General features: G+C 66.1%; 14 protein-coding genes and 1 pseudogene. 11 read left to right on the forward strand and 4 right to left on the reverse strand.

Annotation, left to right across the window (positions count from 1 at the left end):
- Positions 1 to 104 precede the first annotated feature (104 nt).
- Entirely contained in the window at positions 105 to 1,076 is a 972-nt protein-coding gene (locus G5S35_RS10225; protein ID WP_074983865.1) for a thymidylate synthase, read from the reverse strand.
- Between the two features lie 541 nt (positions 1,077 to 1,617).
- Positions 1,618 to 2,976: pseudogene (locus G5S35_RS10230) on the reverse strand (sigma-54 dependent transcriptional regulator); the annotation flags it as partial.
- Between the two features lie 637 nt (positions 2,977 to 3,613).
- On the opposite strand from G5S35_RS10230, the gene G5S35_RS39410 reads away from it, so the two are divergent.
- The 9 genes from G5S35_RS39410 (at position 3,614) to G5S35_RS10275 (ending at position 12,520) form a co-directional block, all read left to right on the forward strand.
- A complete protein-coding gene (locus tag G5S35_RS39410; protein WP_237181280.1) occupies positions 3,614 to 4,138 on the forward strand; it encodes a hypothetical protein in 525 nt (174 codons plus the stop codon).
- A 155-nt stretch (positions 4,139 to 4,293) separates the two neighbouring features.
- Complete coding sequence (locus G5S35_RS10240; protein ID WP_237181281.1) at positions 4,294 to 4,788, forward strand: hypothetical protein; 495 nt, start codon at positions 4,294 to 4,296, stop codon at positions 4,786 to 4,788.
- Complete coding sequence (locus G5S35_RS10245) at positions 4,785 to 5,411, forward strand: hypothetical protein (RefSeq protein ID WP_065061274.1); 627 nt, start codon at positions 4,785 to 4,787, stop codon at positions 5,409 to 5,411. Before G5S35_RS10240 ends, G5S35_RS10245 begins: the two co-directional genes overlap by 4 nt.
- Positions 5,412 to 5,438: 27 nt before the next feature.
- A complete protein-coding gene (locus G5S35_RS10250; RefSeq protein ID WP_183038268.1) occupies positions 5,439 to 6,836 on the forward strand; it encodes a hypothetical protein in 1,398 nt (465 codons plus the stop codon).
- Between the two features lie 74 nt (positions 6,837 to 6,910).
- On the forward strand, positions 6,911 to 7,630 hold the full coding sequence (locus G5S35_RS10255) for a C39 family peptidase (RefSeq protein WP_065061273.1): 720 nt from the start codon (positions 6,911 to 6,913) through the stop codon (positions 7,628 to 7,630).
- Positions 7,631 to 7,644: 14 nt separating this feature from the next.
- Positions 7,645 to 8,484: a peptidase C39 gene (locus G5S35_RS10260; protein WP_065061272.1), complete on the forward strand. Its 840-nt coding sequence runs from the start codon at positions 7,645 to 7,647 to the stop codon at positions 8,482 to 8,484.
- A 321-nt stretch (positions 8,485 to 8,805) separates the two neighbouring features.
- Complete coding sequence (locus tag G5S35_RS10265; protein WP_080180354.1) at positions 8,806 to 10,272, forward strand: hypothetical protein; 1,467 nt, start codon at positions 8,806 to 8,808, stop codon at positions 10,270 to 10,272.
- A 17-nt stretch (positions 10,273 to 10,289) separates the two neighbouring features.
- Positions 10,290 to 11,897: a sigma-54 dependent transcriptional regulator gene (locus tag G5S35_RS10270; RefSeq protein ID WP_321855586.1), complete on the forward strand. Its 1,608-nt coding sequence runs from the start codon at positions 10,290 to 10,292 to the stop codon at positions 11,895 to 11,897.
- A gap of 125 nt (positions 11,898 to 12,022) precedes the next feature.
- On the forward strand, positions 12,023 to 12,520 hold the full coding sequence (locus G5S35_RS10275; RefSeq protein ID WP_065061271.1) for a dihydrofolate reductase: 498 nt from the start codon (positions 12,023 to 12,025) through the stop codon (positions 12,518 to 12,520).
- A 95-nt stretch (positions 12,521 to 12,615) separates the two neighbouring features.
- Here G5S35_RS10275 and pmbA read toward each other — a convergent pair whose 3' ends face one another.
- On the reverse strand, positions 12,616 to 13,986 hold the full coding sequence (gene pmbA / locus G5S35_RS10280) for a metalloprotease PmbA (protein ID WP_065061270.1): 1,371 nt from the start codon (positions 13,984 to 13,986) through the stop codon (positions 12,616 to 12,618).
- Between the two features lie 234 nt (positions 13,987 to 14,220).
- Between pmbA and yjgA the strand changes: the two genes are divergently transcribed.
- Positions 14,221 to 14,841 (forward strand): ribosome biogenesis factor YjgA, encoded by a 621-nt coding sequence (yjgA, locus tag G5S35_RS10285; RefSeq protein ID WP_074983868.1) that lies wholly within the window; start codon positions 14,221 to 14,223, stop codon positions 14,839 to 14,841.
- The gene (gene mog, locus G5S35_RS10290) at positions 14,828 to 15,451 is read left to right on the forward strand and encodes a molybdopterin adenylyltransferase (RefSeq protein WP_074983870.1); all 624 of its coding nucleotides are present in this window, start codon (positions 14,828 to 14,830) and stop codon (positions 15,449 to 15,451) included. The genes yjgA and mog overlap by 14 nt, the downstream gene beginning before the upstream one ends.
- Positions 15,452 to 15,539: 88 nt before the next feature.
- Here mog and orn read toward each other — a convergent pair whose 3' ends face one another.
- Complete coding sequence (gene orn / locus G5S35_RS10295; RefSeq protein WP_074983872.1) at positions 15,540 to 16,169, reverse strand: oligoribonuclease; 630 nt, start codon at positions 16,167 to 16,169, stop codon at positions 15,540 to 15,542.
- Positions 16,170 to 16,232 lie beyond the last annotated feature (63 nt).

Here is a 16,232-nt window from a genome sequence, read left to right on the forward strand (position 1 = left end):
CGTCAGCAACGAAAAAGCCCGCGAACGAAAACGTTTCGCGGGCTTTTTTATCGGCTCGAAGCGCCTGACTCGCAGGCAATGGCCGGGATCGCGCTACAAAAACCTCACACGGCCATTGGCGCGGTGAGCGGCGCGTGGTGGCGATAGCCTTCGAGCGAGAAGTCGGCCGGTTCGACCTTCTCCAGCCACTCGGGTTCGTAGACGCCGGTTTTCGCGAACTCCGGCACGCGGTCGGCGATCACGAGACGCGGGCTCTCGTACGGCTCGCGCTCGAGCTGCGCGTTGAGCATGTCGAGCTGGTTCTCGTAGATATGCGCATCGCCGATGAAATACGTGAACCAGCGCGGCGTGTAGCCCGTGAGACGTCCGACGAGATGCAGCAGCACCGCGCCTTCAGTCAGGTTGAACGGCGTGCCGAGGCCCACATCGTTGCTGCGGATGTACAGGCAGAGCGAGATTTCGCGCTTCTGCGCGTTCGGCAGGAACTGATAAAGCAGGTGGCAGGCGGGCAGCGCGATCTCGTCGAGCTTGGCGGGGTTCCAGCCATGAAACAGAATCCGACGGTCGGCCGGGTTGTTCACGATGGTGTCGAGGCACTGCCGCAGTTGGTCGATCGCCTTGTAAAGCAGCACTTTCGAGCGGCCGCCCTCTTCGAACGCCGTCACTTCGGTGTAGCCGCGCGCGCGGGCGTCGGCGATCTGTGCGGCGGCTTCGGCGTCGAGCACCTTGTAGGCCGGCCATTGGCGCCATTGCACGCCGTAGACGTCGCCGAGATCGTCGGTGCCGCGGCGGTACGGATTGGCGAGCCACTGGGCGTTGTCGTTCGCGTTGGCGTCCCAGACCTTGCAGCCGAGCGCGCGGAAGTCCGCGGCGTTGCGCGAGGCGCGCAGGAAGCCGATCAGCTCGCCCACGGCCGACTTGAACGCGAGCTTTTTCGTGGTCACGGCGGGAAAGCCCTGCTGAAGATCGAACTTCAGCATCGCGCCGGGCATGCTGATGGTGCGGATGCCGGTACGATTTTCCTGCCAGGTGCCGGTGTCGAGAATCGAGCGGACGAGCTCGAGATACTGTTTCATGCGAATTCCCTGAGCGGACGCGCGATGCGCCCGTGCGGATTCAAAACAGCGATTTTATAGCATGCGCGGCGAGTGCCTGTCGGACGCCGCGGGGAGCGCTCGCGCGTGCGGTCACCCGCGCGGAGCGTGCGCGCGCGTCGAGAAGGCGGTATCGAAAGGGAAAAACAGAGAAAAAACGCGGAAGAACGCTGCGAGGAAAGCGGCAAAGGAAGCACTAAACAGGCGCTGAAGTCCCACCGCATCGACCGGCCGCGTCAGGCAGCGCGCGGCGATCCGCACGGCACCCGACGCTTCCCGGCATGAACGAGCCGACGCGCGCACTACGCGCCCTCCCATCCACGCGAGCCTGCGCCCCCGCGCAAGTCCGCATGTACCCTGGCTCCACCATCGTCATTCGGGCCCAATCGGGCCCTTCATCACTTCACCACACACACACTGCACAACGCACACTGCTATTGAGGCCGTCGAACGGCTCTTGGTGCTGGTCCCCTCGAACGCGCGGCCGCTCAACCGGCCCCGCCCCCGAAACCAGTCCGCCGGGATGCGGCGCGAGCGGATCGCTTTCCATGTGCCGCATGCCATGCGCGCACAGCAGCCGATACAGCGTCACGCGCGAAATACCGAGTTCCTGGGCGGCGTCGCCCAGCCTGCCGCGATGGCGCAGCAGCGCCAGTTCGATGGCCTGACGCTCGGCCGCCTCGCGCGCCTGCGCGAGCGACACCGGCACCACTTCCACGTAATCGCCCAGCTCCAGATCGCGCGCCGTGATCGCGCGCCCTTCCGACATCACGATGGCGCGCCGCACACGGTTGATCAGCTCGCGCACGTTGCCCGGCCAGCTGTAATTGTGAAGCGCCGCGATGGCGTCCGGCGAAAAGCCGCGCAGACGGCGGCTGCCGTCCTTCTTGAAACGTTCGAGCATGTGACGCGCGAGCAGCTCGATGTCCTTGCCGCGCGCGCGCAGCGGCGGCTCGTCGATCTGCAGCACGCACAGGCGGTGATACAGATCCTGACGGAAGCGCCCTTCGACCATTGCCGCGCGCATGTCGACGTGCGTGGCCGAGATGATGCGCACATCGACGGGCTGCGATTGATGGCCGCCGAGGCGCTCGATCTTCCCTTCCTGCAGGAAGCGCAGCAGGCTCGCCTGGCTTTCGAGCGGCAGATCGCCGATTTCGTCGAGAAACAGCGTGCCGCCATTGGCCGCTTCCACGCGGCCGATCTTGCGCTGGCTCGCGCCCGTGAACGCGCCGCGCTCGTAACCGAACAGCTCGGACTGCAGCAGATGCGGCGGAATCGCGCCGCAATTGATGGGGATGAACGGTGCGTTGCGGCGCGACGAACGCTCGTGGATCGCCACCGCCGTGAGTTCCTTGCCGGTACCGGATTCGCCCGAGATGAACACGGGCGCGTCGGTCATCGCCACCTTGCGGATCGAGCGGAACAGCGCGAGCATCGCCTCGCACGAACCGACCATTTCGCCTTCGGTGCCGCCCGTGGTGTCGTTCGACGCGTTCTCGACCAGCGAGACCATGCCATAGGCGTGACCGACCGAATCGACGATGCGATCGCCGCTCCACGGTACCGTTACGTAATCGAAACAGTAATCGCGCACGAGACGGCGCAGATTGGCGTCCTGCAGTTGGCCGGTGGTGGTCGCGGCGACCCAGCCCACGTGCGGCAGCGTGAGGCAAGGCTCGAATGCGCCGATTTCATGCAGATGGAACTGGCTCGACAGATCCAGCAGGCCGCCCGCAGGCAGACCCGCGCGCAGCGCCCGCCGCGCGTCCCTCGCGTTGCCGACAATCTCCACCTGCCAGCCACGCTCGTGGAACCGCTCGTTCAGCGCCTCGTTCGGATTGCGCGTCACGTAAACCAATTGCCGCGTTGCGGATTCCATTATTCAGATCCTCTTGCCAACACATCGTTGCGGAATGACGGCACGCACCTGATGTACAGACACGCAGCAAAAACCGCGCTCCGCCGGGTGATCAGATGAAGGCGAAAGCCAGGGTTTTTTGCTGACGTTGAATCCCCGAGCTGCGGCGTGTGTGTCAACGTGCCCACGTGTGGGCTTTAGTTATCGGCATTACGCGTTTTTCTGAAGCTTACTATATGCGCTAGGGAGTTGAACAGAATTTATGCGACGTGAATGGATAAGGGTTCGATGGAAATGCTTCCAGGCGGCTCCTGGCCCCTTAGCCTTGATACGTAAGAAGAAAATTATTCGCATTCATGTCGCAAAAGACGTTCCCAGCGTCCCGCCATTACGTAACGCGTTACCCGTAACACGTAATTCCGTATACCACCTCGCAAACGTTCTCCGTTGAAACTTGAAGTGGGTTTTGAGGGGTTTAAAGCGGGTGACGTTTCAGCGCTGAAACATTTTCGCGAAAATCGGCAATTCAAAATCCGCAGAAAATAACAGGAGCCCCGGCGTATCAATGGATTGCGGGACATGGCACAGCTTTCGCTAAATGACTCGCACCAGGAGATACGCCATGCGACCCAATCAACCGAACGTCCGGCGCAGTGTAATGAGCTACGGTTCCGCCCTCGCGGCCGTGCTGATTCCCGCCGTATTGCTCGTCCCGCTGTTCGCGCTCTCGCCGGCCGCGCGCGCCCAGAGCGCCGCGAACGCGGATGTCGTTCCTGCAACAACCGCCGCCACCCTCGGCACGAACGACGCGGCCATCATGCCTGCGACGCTCAAGGCCGAGCCGCTGACCGTCGACAACGGCCAGATCCCGTCGCAAGACCCGAACGCCGGCCAGAACCCGAACGGCAGCGCCCCGCTCGCCGCCGATCCGGGCCAGGCCGGCGAACACAGCAGCGATAGCGACAACGGCATCCTCGCGGGCGTCGGCATGCTCGACGACCAGACCCTCTCGCGCCAGCGCGGCGGCGCCGTGGGCATGGTGATGGTCGCCGCCACGCCGCAACTGATGCGCGGCGCCAGCGTGACGCTATGGGACGAGATCGCCCCGCCCACGCCGATACCGATTCCCGTGGATAGCAGCCAGGCGGCCCAGGGGAACATCGCCAGCTACTTCCGCCGATAAGCGGCGCCGGGCCGACGCAAGACCGGACGCAGAAGCAGAAGCAGACGCAGACGCACAACCAGACGCAGTCATCGAGAACATTCCCGCGCCGTTCGCGGCGCGGAAACGGGAGCGGCGCGGACAGGAAGTCGCCCCGCGCGGAGACGGAGACCAACATGAACGAACGCCTTACGGCGCCCGTCAAGGGCGCGTGTCGCCCGCGGATCGCCGCAGCGGTGTGCGCAGCCAGCGCCGCGCTGCTCGCGACGGCCGCCGGCGCGCAGCAGGTGAGCAATCCCGGCGACATCATCATCGAGCGCAACATCACGCCGCGCAGCGCGTTCGACGCCGTGCCGAAGAGCCAGGACCCGGTCGCGGTGCGCGCCACGACCTTCCCGAAGAACAGTTTCGATCCAGCCATCGCCCAGCTCGTCTCGGACGCCGATCTCACCAACGCGCACGGTTCGAGCGGCGTCAACACGGGCGCCGCGCTCGGCGGCGCGGCGGCGGGCGTGCAGGCCGTCACGCGCATCCTCGCGGGCAACCAGACCGGCAGCAATGTGCCGCTCGGCGCGGGCGCCCAGGCGGGCGGCGGTCTCGGCGGCACCATTTCCTCCTCGGTGACGAGCGCGCTCGCGCCGCTCACCGGCGCACTCGGAGCGCTCAAATGAACGCACGTCTGAGCTTCCGTCCGTCCCGCCGTCTCGTCGTCTCGCTCGCGCTCGGCGCGGCTTTCGCCGCCAGCGGCGCGGCGCACGCCCAGGCCGTCGTGAGCGGCTATTCGGTGATCGCCCCCGGCGCGGCCACCGGCACGACCGGCGCGCTCGCGGTGAACGAAACCACGGGCCTGAACAACGCCCAGGCCAATCAGTTGACGATCGCCACGGGCGGCTCCGTGGTCGTCAACGGCAATCTCATCTCGCAAGGCGCAGGCGCCGCGGCCCGGCTGAACAACGCCACGGCCACGATCGGCAGCAACGCCTTTGCGAACACGTCCGGCGCGGTGATGGTGAACCAGTCGGCGGGCGTCGCGAATCTCCAGAGCAACAGTGCCCAGATCGGCGCTGCGGCGATGGGTGTTGAAACCGTCTCGGATGGCGATCTGTCCGCGGCGGCTGCATCGAACGGCGGTAGGGGGCAAATGGTGCAGACCAGTGGCATTCGTGAAGCCGGAATTTCCAGCTCGGCTTTCAGGAATGCAACGGGTCTCGTACAGGTGAACCAGACCGCTGGCGCCGGTAACGCTACGGCAAACAGTTTTGTGCTCCGTCCCCCGGCGGGCACTCTTTTCTAAATGACTATCCAGTATCGGAGCGAAATCATGAAGCGCACTCTCATCGCTGCAGCAGTCCTCGCCGCCGTTTCCGGTAGCGCCCTCGCCAGCCCGAAAGATCCGTACATCTTCAATGCCACCATCGTCGGCGAACGCGTGGGCATCGAAGGCTGGGTCACGCTGTTCGGCTGCGTGGACGTCAGCAGCACGGCCGGCGCCGTGGTCAACAACAACCAGACCGTCACGTCGAACAACATCAGAATGAGCCCGAACCCCTCGAACTACACGAGCGGCTCGGTCACGACGCGCTTCAACAACTCGTACACCTCGGTCAAGGGCGGCGGCTCGGCCTTCTACAACGCCTCGTCGTGGAGCTCGTCGAAGCAGACGTCCGCTGCGGGCTATCAGGCTTCGGCCGGCTACGTCTACGGCCAGCAGAGCAGCCACGTTCAGGGCGGCGGCTATGAATACAGCCAGCAAAGCTCCGGCATCGGCGGCTACTTCTACAACCAGAACCAGAGCCAGGGCGGCCATATCTCCGCCGGCGGCCAGGCTGGCGGCTCGCTGAGCTACGTCGCGCACAACGGCCCGCACTCGGGCTACGACGCCTTCCACGCACAAGGCGGCTTCTCGGCCGGCTACAAGGAATCGAGCTATGCCAAGGGCTCGGGCGTCGCCGGCTACTTCGAAGGCACCCAAGGTTCGGGCCAGGGCAAGAGCTGGGGCTATCAGGCTTCCCAGGGATCGGGCTACGCAGCGGTGGGCGCGCAGGAGTCGAGCTACGAAATGTCGTCGTCGAAGACTAACGAAGGCGCCGCGGTCAAGTGGGGCATCGATGCTTCGCTCGCCACGACCGACGTGACGGTGACGGGCTCGATCACGCAGCACTACAACAACCAGCCGGCCAACACGCTGACGGCCACGACCGGTGACGGCGCAGCCAAGGGCGCTTCGGGCAACATCGGCGTGAATATCGCCGAAGGCGTGAACAACGCGCAAAGCAACGACGCCTCGCTCGCCGCCGTCGACGCGGGCAATGTGTTCGGCAATGCGCAGATCTTCAACACGCAGTCGTCCGGCGGCAACGTGAAGGTCAACAACTACATGCTCAACGCCAGCGTCGGCAACAACGCTCTGGCTAACGCCACCGGCAACATCGGCGTGAACGTGGCATCGGGTGTCGGCAACGCGCAGAACAACAGCCTGGCAGCCTCGACCACGACGAGCGGCAGCAACGCTTCGTACGCGATGATCGCGACCGACCAGACCAGCCAGACCGCCAATACGTCCTTCCAGGGCAGCTTCGCGGGTACGGCAATGCTGGGTGCAGGCGCGCTCGCCAACGCAACCGGCAACATCGGCGTGAACATCGCCGGCGGCGTCGGCAACGTCCAGCACAACGGCCTCGCCATCGCGGCCATGAGCGTGCCGGTCGTCGGCAAATAAGTCGTATCCAAGGGGGTAGTGCACGCGCCGGCCACTGCAACGCCGGCCGGCGCGTTCAACAGCAGGAGACCACCATGTCCGGGCCTTTGTCGTCCCCGGCGTCCAGGCTGTGCCTTGTCGCGCTGACGCTCGCCGTCACCGCGGCTCTCACGCCTTGCCGCGCGCAATCGAGCATCGACGCCACGCATCTCGCGGGCGTGCCGGTGAAGATGCACGTGCGGTCGATGAAGGACATCCGCTACTCCAGCATCGTCAATCAGCAATACGACTACAGCTGTGGTGCGGCCGCACTCGCGACACTGCTCAAATACGGCTACGGAATCGATATTCCGGAACCCGAAATGATTCGTCGCATGATGGTCTTCTCCACGCCCGACGTGGTCGTCAAGAACGGCTTCTCCATGCTCGACATGAAGAAGTTCGTCGAGACGATCGGACTGCGCGGGCGAGGCTTCCGCGTCAACACCGACGCGCTCTATCACCTGCAGATTCCCGTGCTCGTGCTGATGAACATCGACGGTTACGAGCACTTCGTGATCGTCAAGCACGCCGAAAACGGCCGCGTGTTCATCGCCGATCCCGCACTCGGCAATCGCATCCTTGTCGAAGACGACTTCGCGAAGACGTGGAATGGCCTCGTCTTCGCCGTGCTCGGCAAACCGTTCCTGGAGGACTCTCCGCTGTTGCAGAACAACGAGTCGCTGGCGCTGAAGCTGCGCGAAAACGCCCTGCTCAACGGCACGGCCGCGACGCCCTTCTTCGAATACGGCCTCGACAAGGCCGTCATGTTCTGACGTAGACAAGAGTCATGAAACGCAACCTCTCCCAGTGTGGCATCGCGGCAGGCATCTGCGCGCTCGCCTGCGCTTATGCGAGCGGTGCATCGGCGGCCGAAAGCCTTGCAGCGACCCAGGCCGGTGCGCCTGCGTTCCTGTCGGCAGGCGGCGCCGATGCCCAGCCTGTTCGCTGCGAACCCGTCGGCGACGACGTGCTCGCGCACCAGACCGGCAAGTACGCCGGCAGCAACATGATCTCCGGGTTCGTCCTCAGCGTGCTCTCGCAATGGCAGTTGCCGAACGGCGCAACGGCCGTGGCGCAGGGCTCGCTCACCGTCGCGCAAAACGCCGCCAACCAGTTGAGCGCGACCGTGCAGAGCCTCGCGAAAGTGAACGATCCGACCGGCACCACGGTAGGCAACAGCGGCGCGTCGCCCAACGCGTCGGCCACGGGCGGCCAGAACGTCACGGTCAACGGCGTCTCGCAGATCACCCAGGTCGCCGGCAACAGCAACGTGGGCGTCAACGGCGCGACCATCGACTTCGGCAGTGCCGGCTCGCTGCTCGCCGGCACGGCGGGCATGAACCAGTCGAGCGCCTCGGCGCAGAACGCGAACGGCACGATTCGCGCCGGCATCGCGTTCGGCAGCAACGGCATCAACGTGACGCTGCAGACGCCCGCGGGGATCGCGACGCAGAACATCGTCCCGAGCGGCGCGCAACAGGCCGGCGCGATCGCCCAGTTGTTGCAGGTCGCGGGCAATAACCAGCAGGTCGCCAATCAGTTGCAGCTCAATCTGCAGACGCAGCCGATGAGCGCGCAGATGATCCGGCAGACCGGCGTGCTTCAGGCGCTGCGCAACATCCGCTGACAACGGAGCCACGCGGCCGCGCCGACGGATAACGCAAACCAGGCCAACAACGCCAACAACGAACGCGAAGCAGGCAGCAAGAACAAGACTCAAGAACGAGAAGCCGCAACGAGCACCGACCATGACCGCCAACGACTGACCAGCAACGGAAAACGCCGGACCGTCATCCGCCAACGACGGTCCGGGCGAGGAGACCAGCAAGGAGACACAACAACGCGGGCGAAGGCCCCGCGCAGAAGCATCGGGAAAGTGCATCGACGTGCGCAGGTGCGAAACCAGGGGGTTTCGTCAAGCGCCCGCTTTCGATCCGGGGGAAGAACAATGAACATGATGTCCAAGACGGCGCTGCCGCGTTTTTCGCTGGCCGCCATTCCAGCAGCAGTCCTGATTTTCTCGCTCGCGCAAACCGCCAACGCGCAAGCACTGCAAGGCCAGTCGGTCGAAGACCGGCTCAACACGCTCATGCGCGTCGTCGACGAGCAGCAGCGTCAGATCCAGTCGCTCGAGCGTCAGGTCACCAACCTCGAAATGGCGCAGCGCGGACGCGGTCTGCCGGGCGCCGGTGCGCCCGACGGCGCCGCCATCGCCGAGCAGCCCGGCGCCGACGGACTGCCGGTGCCGCTGCCGCCGCTTGCCCAGGCCCTGCCCGGCGCCAACGCGCCTGGCGCGCTGACCGGCACCGCGACCGGCGTGCCCGTGAATCCGCCCTCGCCCGACGCCGGTACGAGCGGCGGCGCGACGGGCGCCTCCGCCGCGAGCGGTCCGCAGCAAGGCGCGCCGGTCGGCGTGAATCCGACCGTGGGGGAAACGCAGAAGGAAGCGCAGCCCACGCGCACGCAGGCCGAGCAGGCCGTTGTCGAACGCGAGCATGCGCCGCTGTTCGACCACAAGCTCACGCTCGACTGGGGTATCAGCGACACCTACTACGACCGCCGTCAGCTTCAGCTTTCGGGCTTCCTCGCGCTCGATGCGATCTTCCTCGGCAACATCAACCTCGGCGAGACCAAATCGCACCAGGTGATGGCCGATCTGGACGTGCGCTACGGCCTGACCGACCGCATGAGCATCGACGTGGACGTGCCGTACATCTATCGCCACAGCAGCTTCGTCGTGGGCGGTGCGGGCGGCGCGGCGAGCACGCTCTCCGATGCGTCGGTGAATTCCAACGCGATCGGCGACGTGAACTTCGGGGTCTACTACCAGTTCCTGAAGGAAACCAACAACCTGCCCGACGTGGTCGGCAGCCTGCGCGTCAAGACGCCCACCGGCACCTCGCCGTTCGGCATCAAGGTGCAGCAGCTCACGCCCGACAACACCAACCTCGTCGCGCCGAGCAAGCTGCCCACCGGCACGGGTTTCTGGAACGTCACGGCCGGGCTCTCGGTGCTCAAGACCTACGATCCGGTCGTGCTGTTCGGCAGCATTTCGTACACGTACAACATCTCGCGCTCGTTCGCCGACATCTCGTCCGTGGTCGGGCAGACGCAGCCGGCCGACGTGAAGCTCGGCGACATCATCCAGTTCGGCGGCGGTGTCGCGCTCGCGTTCTCCGACAAGGATTCGGCCAGCATCTCCTACACGATGGCGATCGAGCCGCAGTCGAAAACCAAGTCGCCCGGCGGCAGCTGGACCGGCGTGCCGGGCAGCGAGACGACCGCCTCGGTGCTCAACTTCGGCCTGAATCACGTGGTCAACAAGCACCTGACGATCAACGGCGCGGTGTCGGTGGGCCTCACGCCCGACGCGCCGAACTTCGTCGTCGGCGTGCGGTTCCCCTACACCTTCTGATGAACGCGAGGCCGATCGTGCGCGAACCCTCACATCTGAGCGCCACCGTGACACCTTTCGTTGGCATGAGCCAGCGGCTCGCGGTGGCGTCCGTCCCCCAACCCTCCGTCGCCGCGAAGCCGGACAAGTCGGCGTCGGATGTGGCCGCGCCGGGCGCCGCGACGCCGGATGTCGCGACGCCCGGCATGGCCGCGGCGCGCGCGAGCGACGCACGACCGGTGGCCGGGCTGGAGCGCGTGCTGCTGTACGTCGCGCGCACGCCCGACACACAGTTGAGCGCGCACCTGAAAAGCCGCGGCTGGCAGATCGCCACGGCGAAGACCGCGCACGAGGCCGCGCGCCTCGTGAAGGCCGAACCCGCCTGCGCCGGCATCGTCGATCTGACCGGCTTCGCGCCGCGCGACATCGCCGGACTCGAAGCGGCGCTGAGCCTGCAGCAGGTCGGCTGGATCGCGCTCACCGACGCGCAGCGTCTCACCGACCGCGACGTGCGCCGCCTGATCCGCCACTACTGCTTCGACTACGTGCATCTGCCGGTCGCGCACGCGACGCTCGACTATCTCGTGGGACACGCCTTCGGCATGGTCACGCTGTGCGACCTCGACGAAACGCCCGCCGCGGCCGCCGCCGCGAGCCAGGACGAAGACGAGATGGTCGGCACCTGCGAAGCGATGCAGCAGCTTTTCCGCACGATCCGCAAAGTGGCGAACACCGACGCGACCGTGTTCATCTCGGGCGAATCGGGCACCGGCAAGGAACTTACGGCGCTCGCGATTCACGAGCGCTCGCCGCGGCGCAAGGCGCCGTTCGTGCCGATCAACTGCGGCGCGATCCCGCATCATCTTCTGCAATCCGAACTATTCGGCTACGAGCGCGGCGCGTTCACGGGCGCGAACCAGCGCAAGATCGGCCGCGTGGAAGCGGCCAACGGCGGCACGCTCTTTCTCGACGAAATCGGCGATCTGCCGCTCGAAAGCCAGGCGAGCCTGCTGCGCTTCCTCCAGGAAGGCAAGATCGAGCGCCTCGGCGGCCGCGAGCAGATTCCCGTCGACGTGCGCATCATTTCGGCGACCCACGTCGATCTCGAAGCCGCGATGCGCGACGGACGCTTCCGCGCGGACCTGTTCCACCGCCTGTGCGTGCTGCGCGTCGACGAACCGCCGCTGCGCGCGCGCGGCAAGGACATCGAGATCCTCGCCCATCACGTGCTGCACAAGTTCAAGCAGGACAGCGCGCGGCGCATTCGCGGCTTCACGCCCGACGCGATCGAGGCCATGTACAACTACAACTGGCCCGGCAACGTGCGCGAACTGATCAACCGCGTGCGCCGCGCGATCGTGATGGCGGAGAGCAAGCTCATTTCCGCCGACGATCTCGATCTCGGCCAGTTCTCCGAGCAGGAAACGATCACGCTCGCGGCCGCGCGCGAAGCCGCTGAGAAGCGCGCGATCGAAGCGGCCCTGCTGCGCCATCGGCATCGCCTGAACGAAGCGGCCACCGATCTCGGCATTTCGCGCGTGACGCTGTACCGGCTCATGGGCACGCACGGCTTGCGCGACGAGAAGACGATCTTCGGCGGCGAGGCGGAGAACCAGCCGGAGGCCGCGCCCGCCGATCCGGAGTGAAATCGGCGCGGGACGCACGCAGGCTCGGCGCGGAAGCGTCGCGTCGCGAGGCCGGCGGGTGGGCGCACGGCGTCGGGTAGAATCGAAGCGGTTGACCTTTCAAACCTTTTGCACTTCGACTCACGATGACGACGCTCACCCTGATCGTCGCTCGCGCCCGCAACGGCGTGATCGGCCGCAACAACGAGTTGCCCTGGCGCCTGCCCGAAGACCTCGCCTTCTTCAAGCGCACGACGATGGGCGCGCCCATCGTCATGGGCCGCAAGACGCATGAATCGATCGGCCGCGCGCTGCCGGGCCGTCGCAACATCGTCGTGACGCGCGACGCCACGAAGCGCTTTCCGGGCTGCGACACGGCCACGAGCCTCGAAGAAGCGCTCGCGCTCGCCGCGCAGGATCAGGCGCCCGAGGCGTTCCTGATCGGCGGCGCGCAGCTCTATGCGGAAGGCATCGCGCTCGCGCACAAGCTGATCGTCACCGAGATCGCCGCCGACTTCGAAGGCGACGCGCACTTCCCCGCGCCCGATCCGGATCAGTGGCAGGAAACCGCGCGCGACACGTTGCACGCGAATCCGCCCAACGACTTCGACTTCGCGTTCGTGACGTACGAGCGGCGCGATTAACGGGCGCACGCAACGCATCCGCCAAACTCGTCCGCCAAAACAAAAACGGCACGCTCAGGCGTGCCGTTTTCCATTCGAGCGTCTCAAACGCGCGCTTACTGCCCCGCCACCGTCATGCGCTCGATCAGCACCGAGCCGGTCTGACGCGTGCCGCGCGCGAGCGTGTCGGCACCCACCGCGACGATGTGGCGGAACATTTCCTGCAGCGTCGACGCCACGGTGATTTCCTCGACCGGATACTGGATCTTGCCGTTCTCGACCCAGAAACCCGACGCGCCGCGCGAATAATCGCCCGTCACGAAATTCACGCCCTGCCCCATCAGCTCGGTCAGCAGCAGACCCGTGCCGAGCTTCTTCAGCATGGCTTCGAAGTCGTCCTCGGGGTTCGTCAGCGAGCTTTGCAGTTGCAGGTTGTGCGAGCCGCCCGCGTTGCCGGTGGTCTGCATGCCCAGCTTGCGCGCCGAGTACGACGAGAGGAAATAGCCCTGCACCACGCCGTCCTTGACGACTTCGCGGCGCTGCGTGCGCACGCCTTCCTCGTCGAACGGCGCGCTGCCCGCGGCGCGCGGCACGTGCGGATCTTCGACGACCTGGATGTGCGGCGCGAACACCGGCTTGCCCAGGCTGTCGACGAGGAACGAGGTCTTGCGATACAGCGCGCCGCCGCTCACGGCCTGCACGAACGCGCCGAGCAGACCCGCCGCCAGCGGCGCCTCGAACAGCACCGGCACCTTGCGCGTGTCCAGACCGCGCGCGTTCAGGCGCGACAGCGCGCGCTCGGCGGCGTAGCGGCCCACCGCTTCGGGCGAGGCCAGCTCGCTCGCGCTGCGGCGCGAGGTGTACCAGTCGTCGCGCTGCATGCTGCGGCCCGAGCCCGCGATCGGCGCGCACGCGACGTAGTGGCGCGAGTACGGATAACCGTGAATGAAGCCGCCCGAGGTGGCCAGCACGAACTGCGAATGCTGCGCGGAGACGCTCGCGCCTTCCGAGTTGGTCACGCGCGGGTCGGTGGCGAACGCGGCGTCTTCGGCGCGGCGCGCGATTTCGACCGCCTCGTCGGCGGTGATGCTCCACGGATGATAGAGGTCGAGGTCGCGCGGCGCGGTTTCCAGCAGCTCGCGCTCGGCGAGGCCCGCGCAGTCGTCGTCGGCGGTGAAGCGCGCGATGTTGTACGCAGCCGCCACGGTGTCCTTGAGCGCCTGCGCGGAGAAGTCCGAGGTGCTCGCGTTGCCGCGCTTGTTGCCGATGTAGACGGTCACGCCGACCGACTTGTCGCGGTTATGCTCGATGGTTTCGACTTCGCCGCGCCGCACGGAAACCGACAGGCCGTCGCCTTCGGAGATCTCGGTCGCCGCGTCGCTCGCGCCGAGCGTCTTCGCGTGCCGGAGAATGTCCGACGCGATTTCCTTGAGTTCGTCCTGGGTGTGCGGGAAAAAACGTTGCCGGGCTTCGATGTCTGCTGCCATTGTCGTTACGGTCCGGTTTCGGGCCAGGCGGCCCGCTTGTCGTGTGTCGGAGGTGTCGCATCAGGCGCCCTTGCTTCAGGCGCATTCCGCGATCATAGCAAGGTATGCGAACGCGCACCCAGCACCACGGGCGCCTGCCGGCGCGCACCGTCTCGCGGCTCGCGTATGGGCTTGCCGGCGCGCGCGCGACCCATCCGTCCGATGCGCCCTCCCGCGCGCGCTACAATACGCCCCATGAAACGCAAAACCCGCATTCAACCGATGAACGACGCTGTCGCCGAAGAGGACGACAACGGCTACGATCGCCCCAGCAAATCGCAGCTCAAGCGCGAAATGACCGCGCTGCAGGAGCTGGGCACGGCGCTCGTCGAGCTGCCGAAAGACGCGCTCAAGCGCATGCCGATGACGGAAGACCTCGCGGATGCCGTCCACGAGGCGCGCCGCATCACCGACCACGAAGGCAAGCGCCGCCAGCTTCAGTACGTGGGCCGCATGATGCGCGGCCTGCGCGAGGACGAAGTCGCCGCGCTGCGCACCGCCTTCGACGAGTATCGCGGCGTGAACAAGGCTGCCACGGCGCGCCTGCACTGGATCGAGCGCACCCGCGAAAAACTGCTCGCCGACGACGCCGCGCTGACCGAATTCATCCGCCAGCATCCTGCCGCCGACCCGCAGGAAGGCCGCACGCTGATCCGCAACGTCCGCCGCGAGCAGCAGCAGGCCAAGCCGCCCAAGTACTTCCGCGAGCTGTTCCAGTGGATCAAGGACGCGAGCGCCCAGGCCGACGACGGCGACGATCACGACCAGACCGGCAACGCGCGCGCCGACGAGGACCGCGACGATGACGAAGCCTGAGCGCAGCCATCCCAATGAACTCGTGATCGGCCTCGTGTCGGTCAGCGACCGCGCCACCGCGGGCGTCTACGAGGACAAAGGCATTCCGTCGCTGATGGAATGGCTGGGCGCCGTGCTCAAATCGCCGTGGCGCGCCGAAACGCGCCTGATCCACGACGACGCGGCCACCATCTCGGCCACGCTCACGGCGCTCGTCGACGGCCTCGGCTGCGACCTCGTGCTGACCACGGGCGGCACCGGCCCCGCGCGCCGCGACGTGACGCCCGAGGCCACGCTCGCGGTCGCCACGAAGGAAATGCCCGGCTTCGGCGAGCAGATGCGCCAGATCAGCCTGAATTTCGTGCCGACGGCGATTCTGTCGCGCCAGGTCGCCGTGATCCGCGAAACCGACGATCACGCGGCGCTCATCGTCAACCTGCCCGGGCAGCCGAAGTCGATCAAGGAAACGCTCGAAGGCCTGCGCGACGCCGACGGCGCCGTGAAGGTGCCGGGCATTTTCGCGGCGGTGCCGTATTGCATCGACCTGATCGGGGGCCCGTATATCGAAACCGATCCAAACGTCGTGGCGGCGTTCCGTCCGAAGAACGCGCAGCGTCCGCCGCGCGCTTGATCCATTCGAGCCGCAACACGCCTGCAAGCAAAACGGCGCCCGAGGGCGCCGTTTTATCTATTCACCGATTCACCGGTCCGCGCGCCGCTTACTTCGCCGCCTGCGCGTCCGCAGGCACGTTGGCCGCCGGAATCAGGAAATGCTCGCGGTAGTATTTGAGTTCGTCGATCGACTCGTGGATGTCGGCCAGCGCCGTGTGCATCGCGCGCTTCTGGAAACCCTTGTAGATCGCGGGCTGCCAGCGACGGCACAGTTCCTTGAGCGTGCTGACGTCGAGGTTGCGATAGTGGAAGAAGCGCTCGAGCGTGGGCATCCAGCGCGCCATGAAGCGGCGGTCCTGGCAGATCGAGTTGCCGCACATCGGCGACTTGCCCGGCGGCACGTACTGCGAGAGAAACGCGAGGATTTCCTCGGTCGCGCTTTCCTCGGTCACCGTCGAGGCGCGCACGCGCTCGGTCAGGCCCGAGCGGCCGTGCGTGTTGCGGTTCCACTCGTCCATGCGGTCGAGCACGGCTTCGGACTGGTGAATCGCCAGCACGGGGCCTTCGACGATCTTGTCGAGCGTGGAATTGGTCACGACCACCGCGATTTCGATGATGCGGTCGTTATCGGGGTCGAGCCCCGTCATTTCCATGTCGAGCCAGATCAGGTTCATGTCGGTGCGCTCCATTGCCGGAGTCGCCTGGCCCGCCGGATCGGCAGAATTGATGTCAGTCATGGAAGAGAACCTGGAACGCTGAAACACGATGGGGACGCCGCGCGCGCGACGCCATCGCGAGAT

This window comes from Paraburkholderia tropica, assembly GCF_014171495.1.
Taxonomy (GTDB): Bacteria; Pseudomonadota; Gammaproteobacteria; order Burkholderiales; family Burkholderiaceae; genus Paraburkholderia; species Paraburkholderia tropica.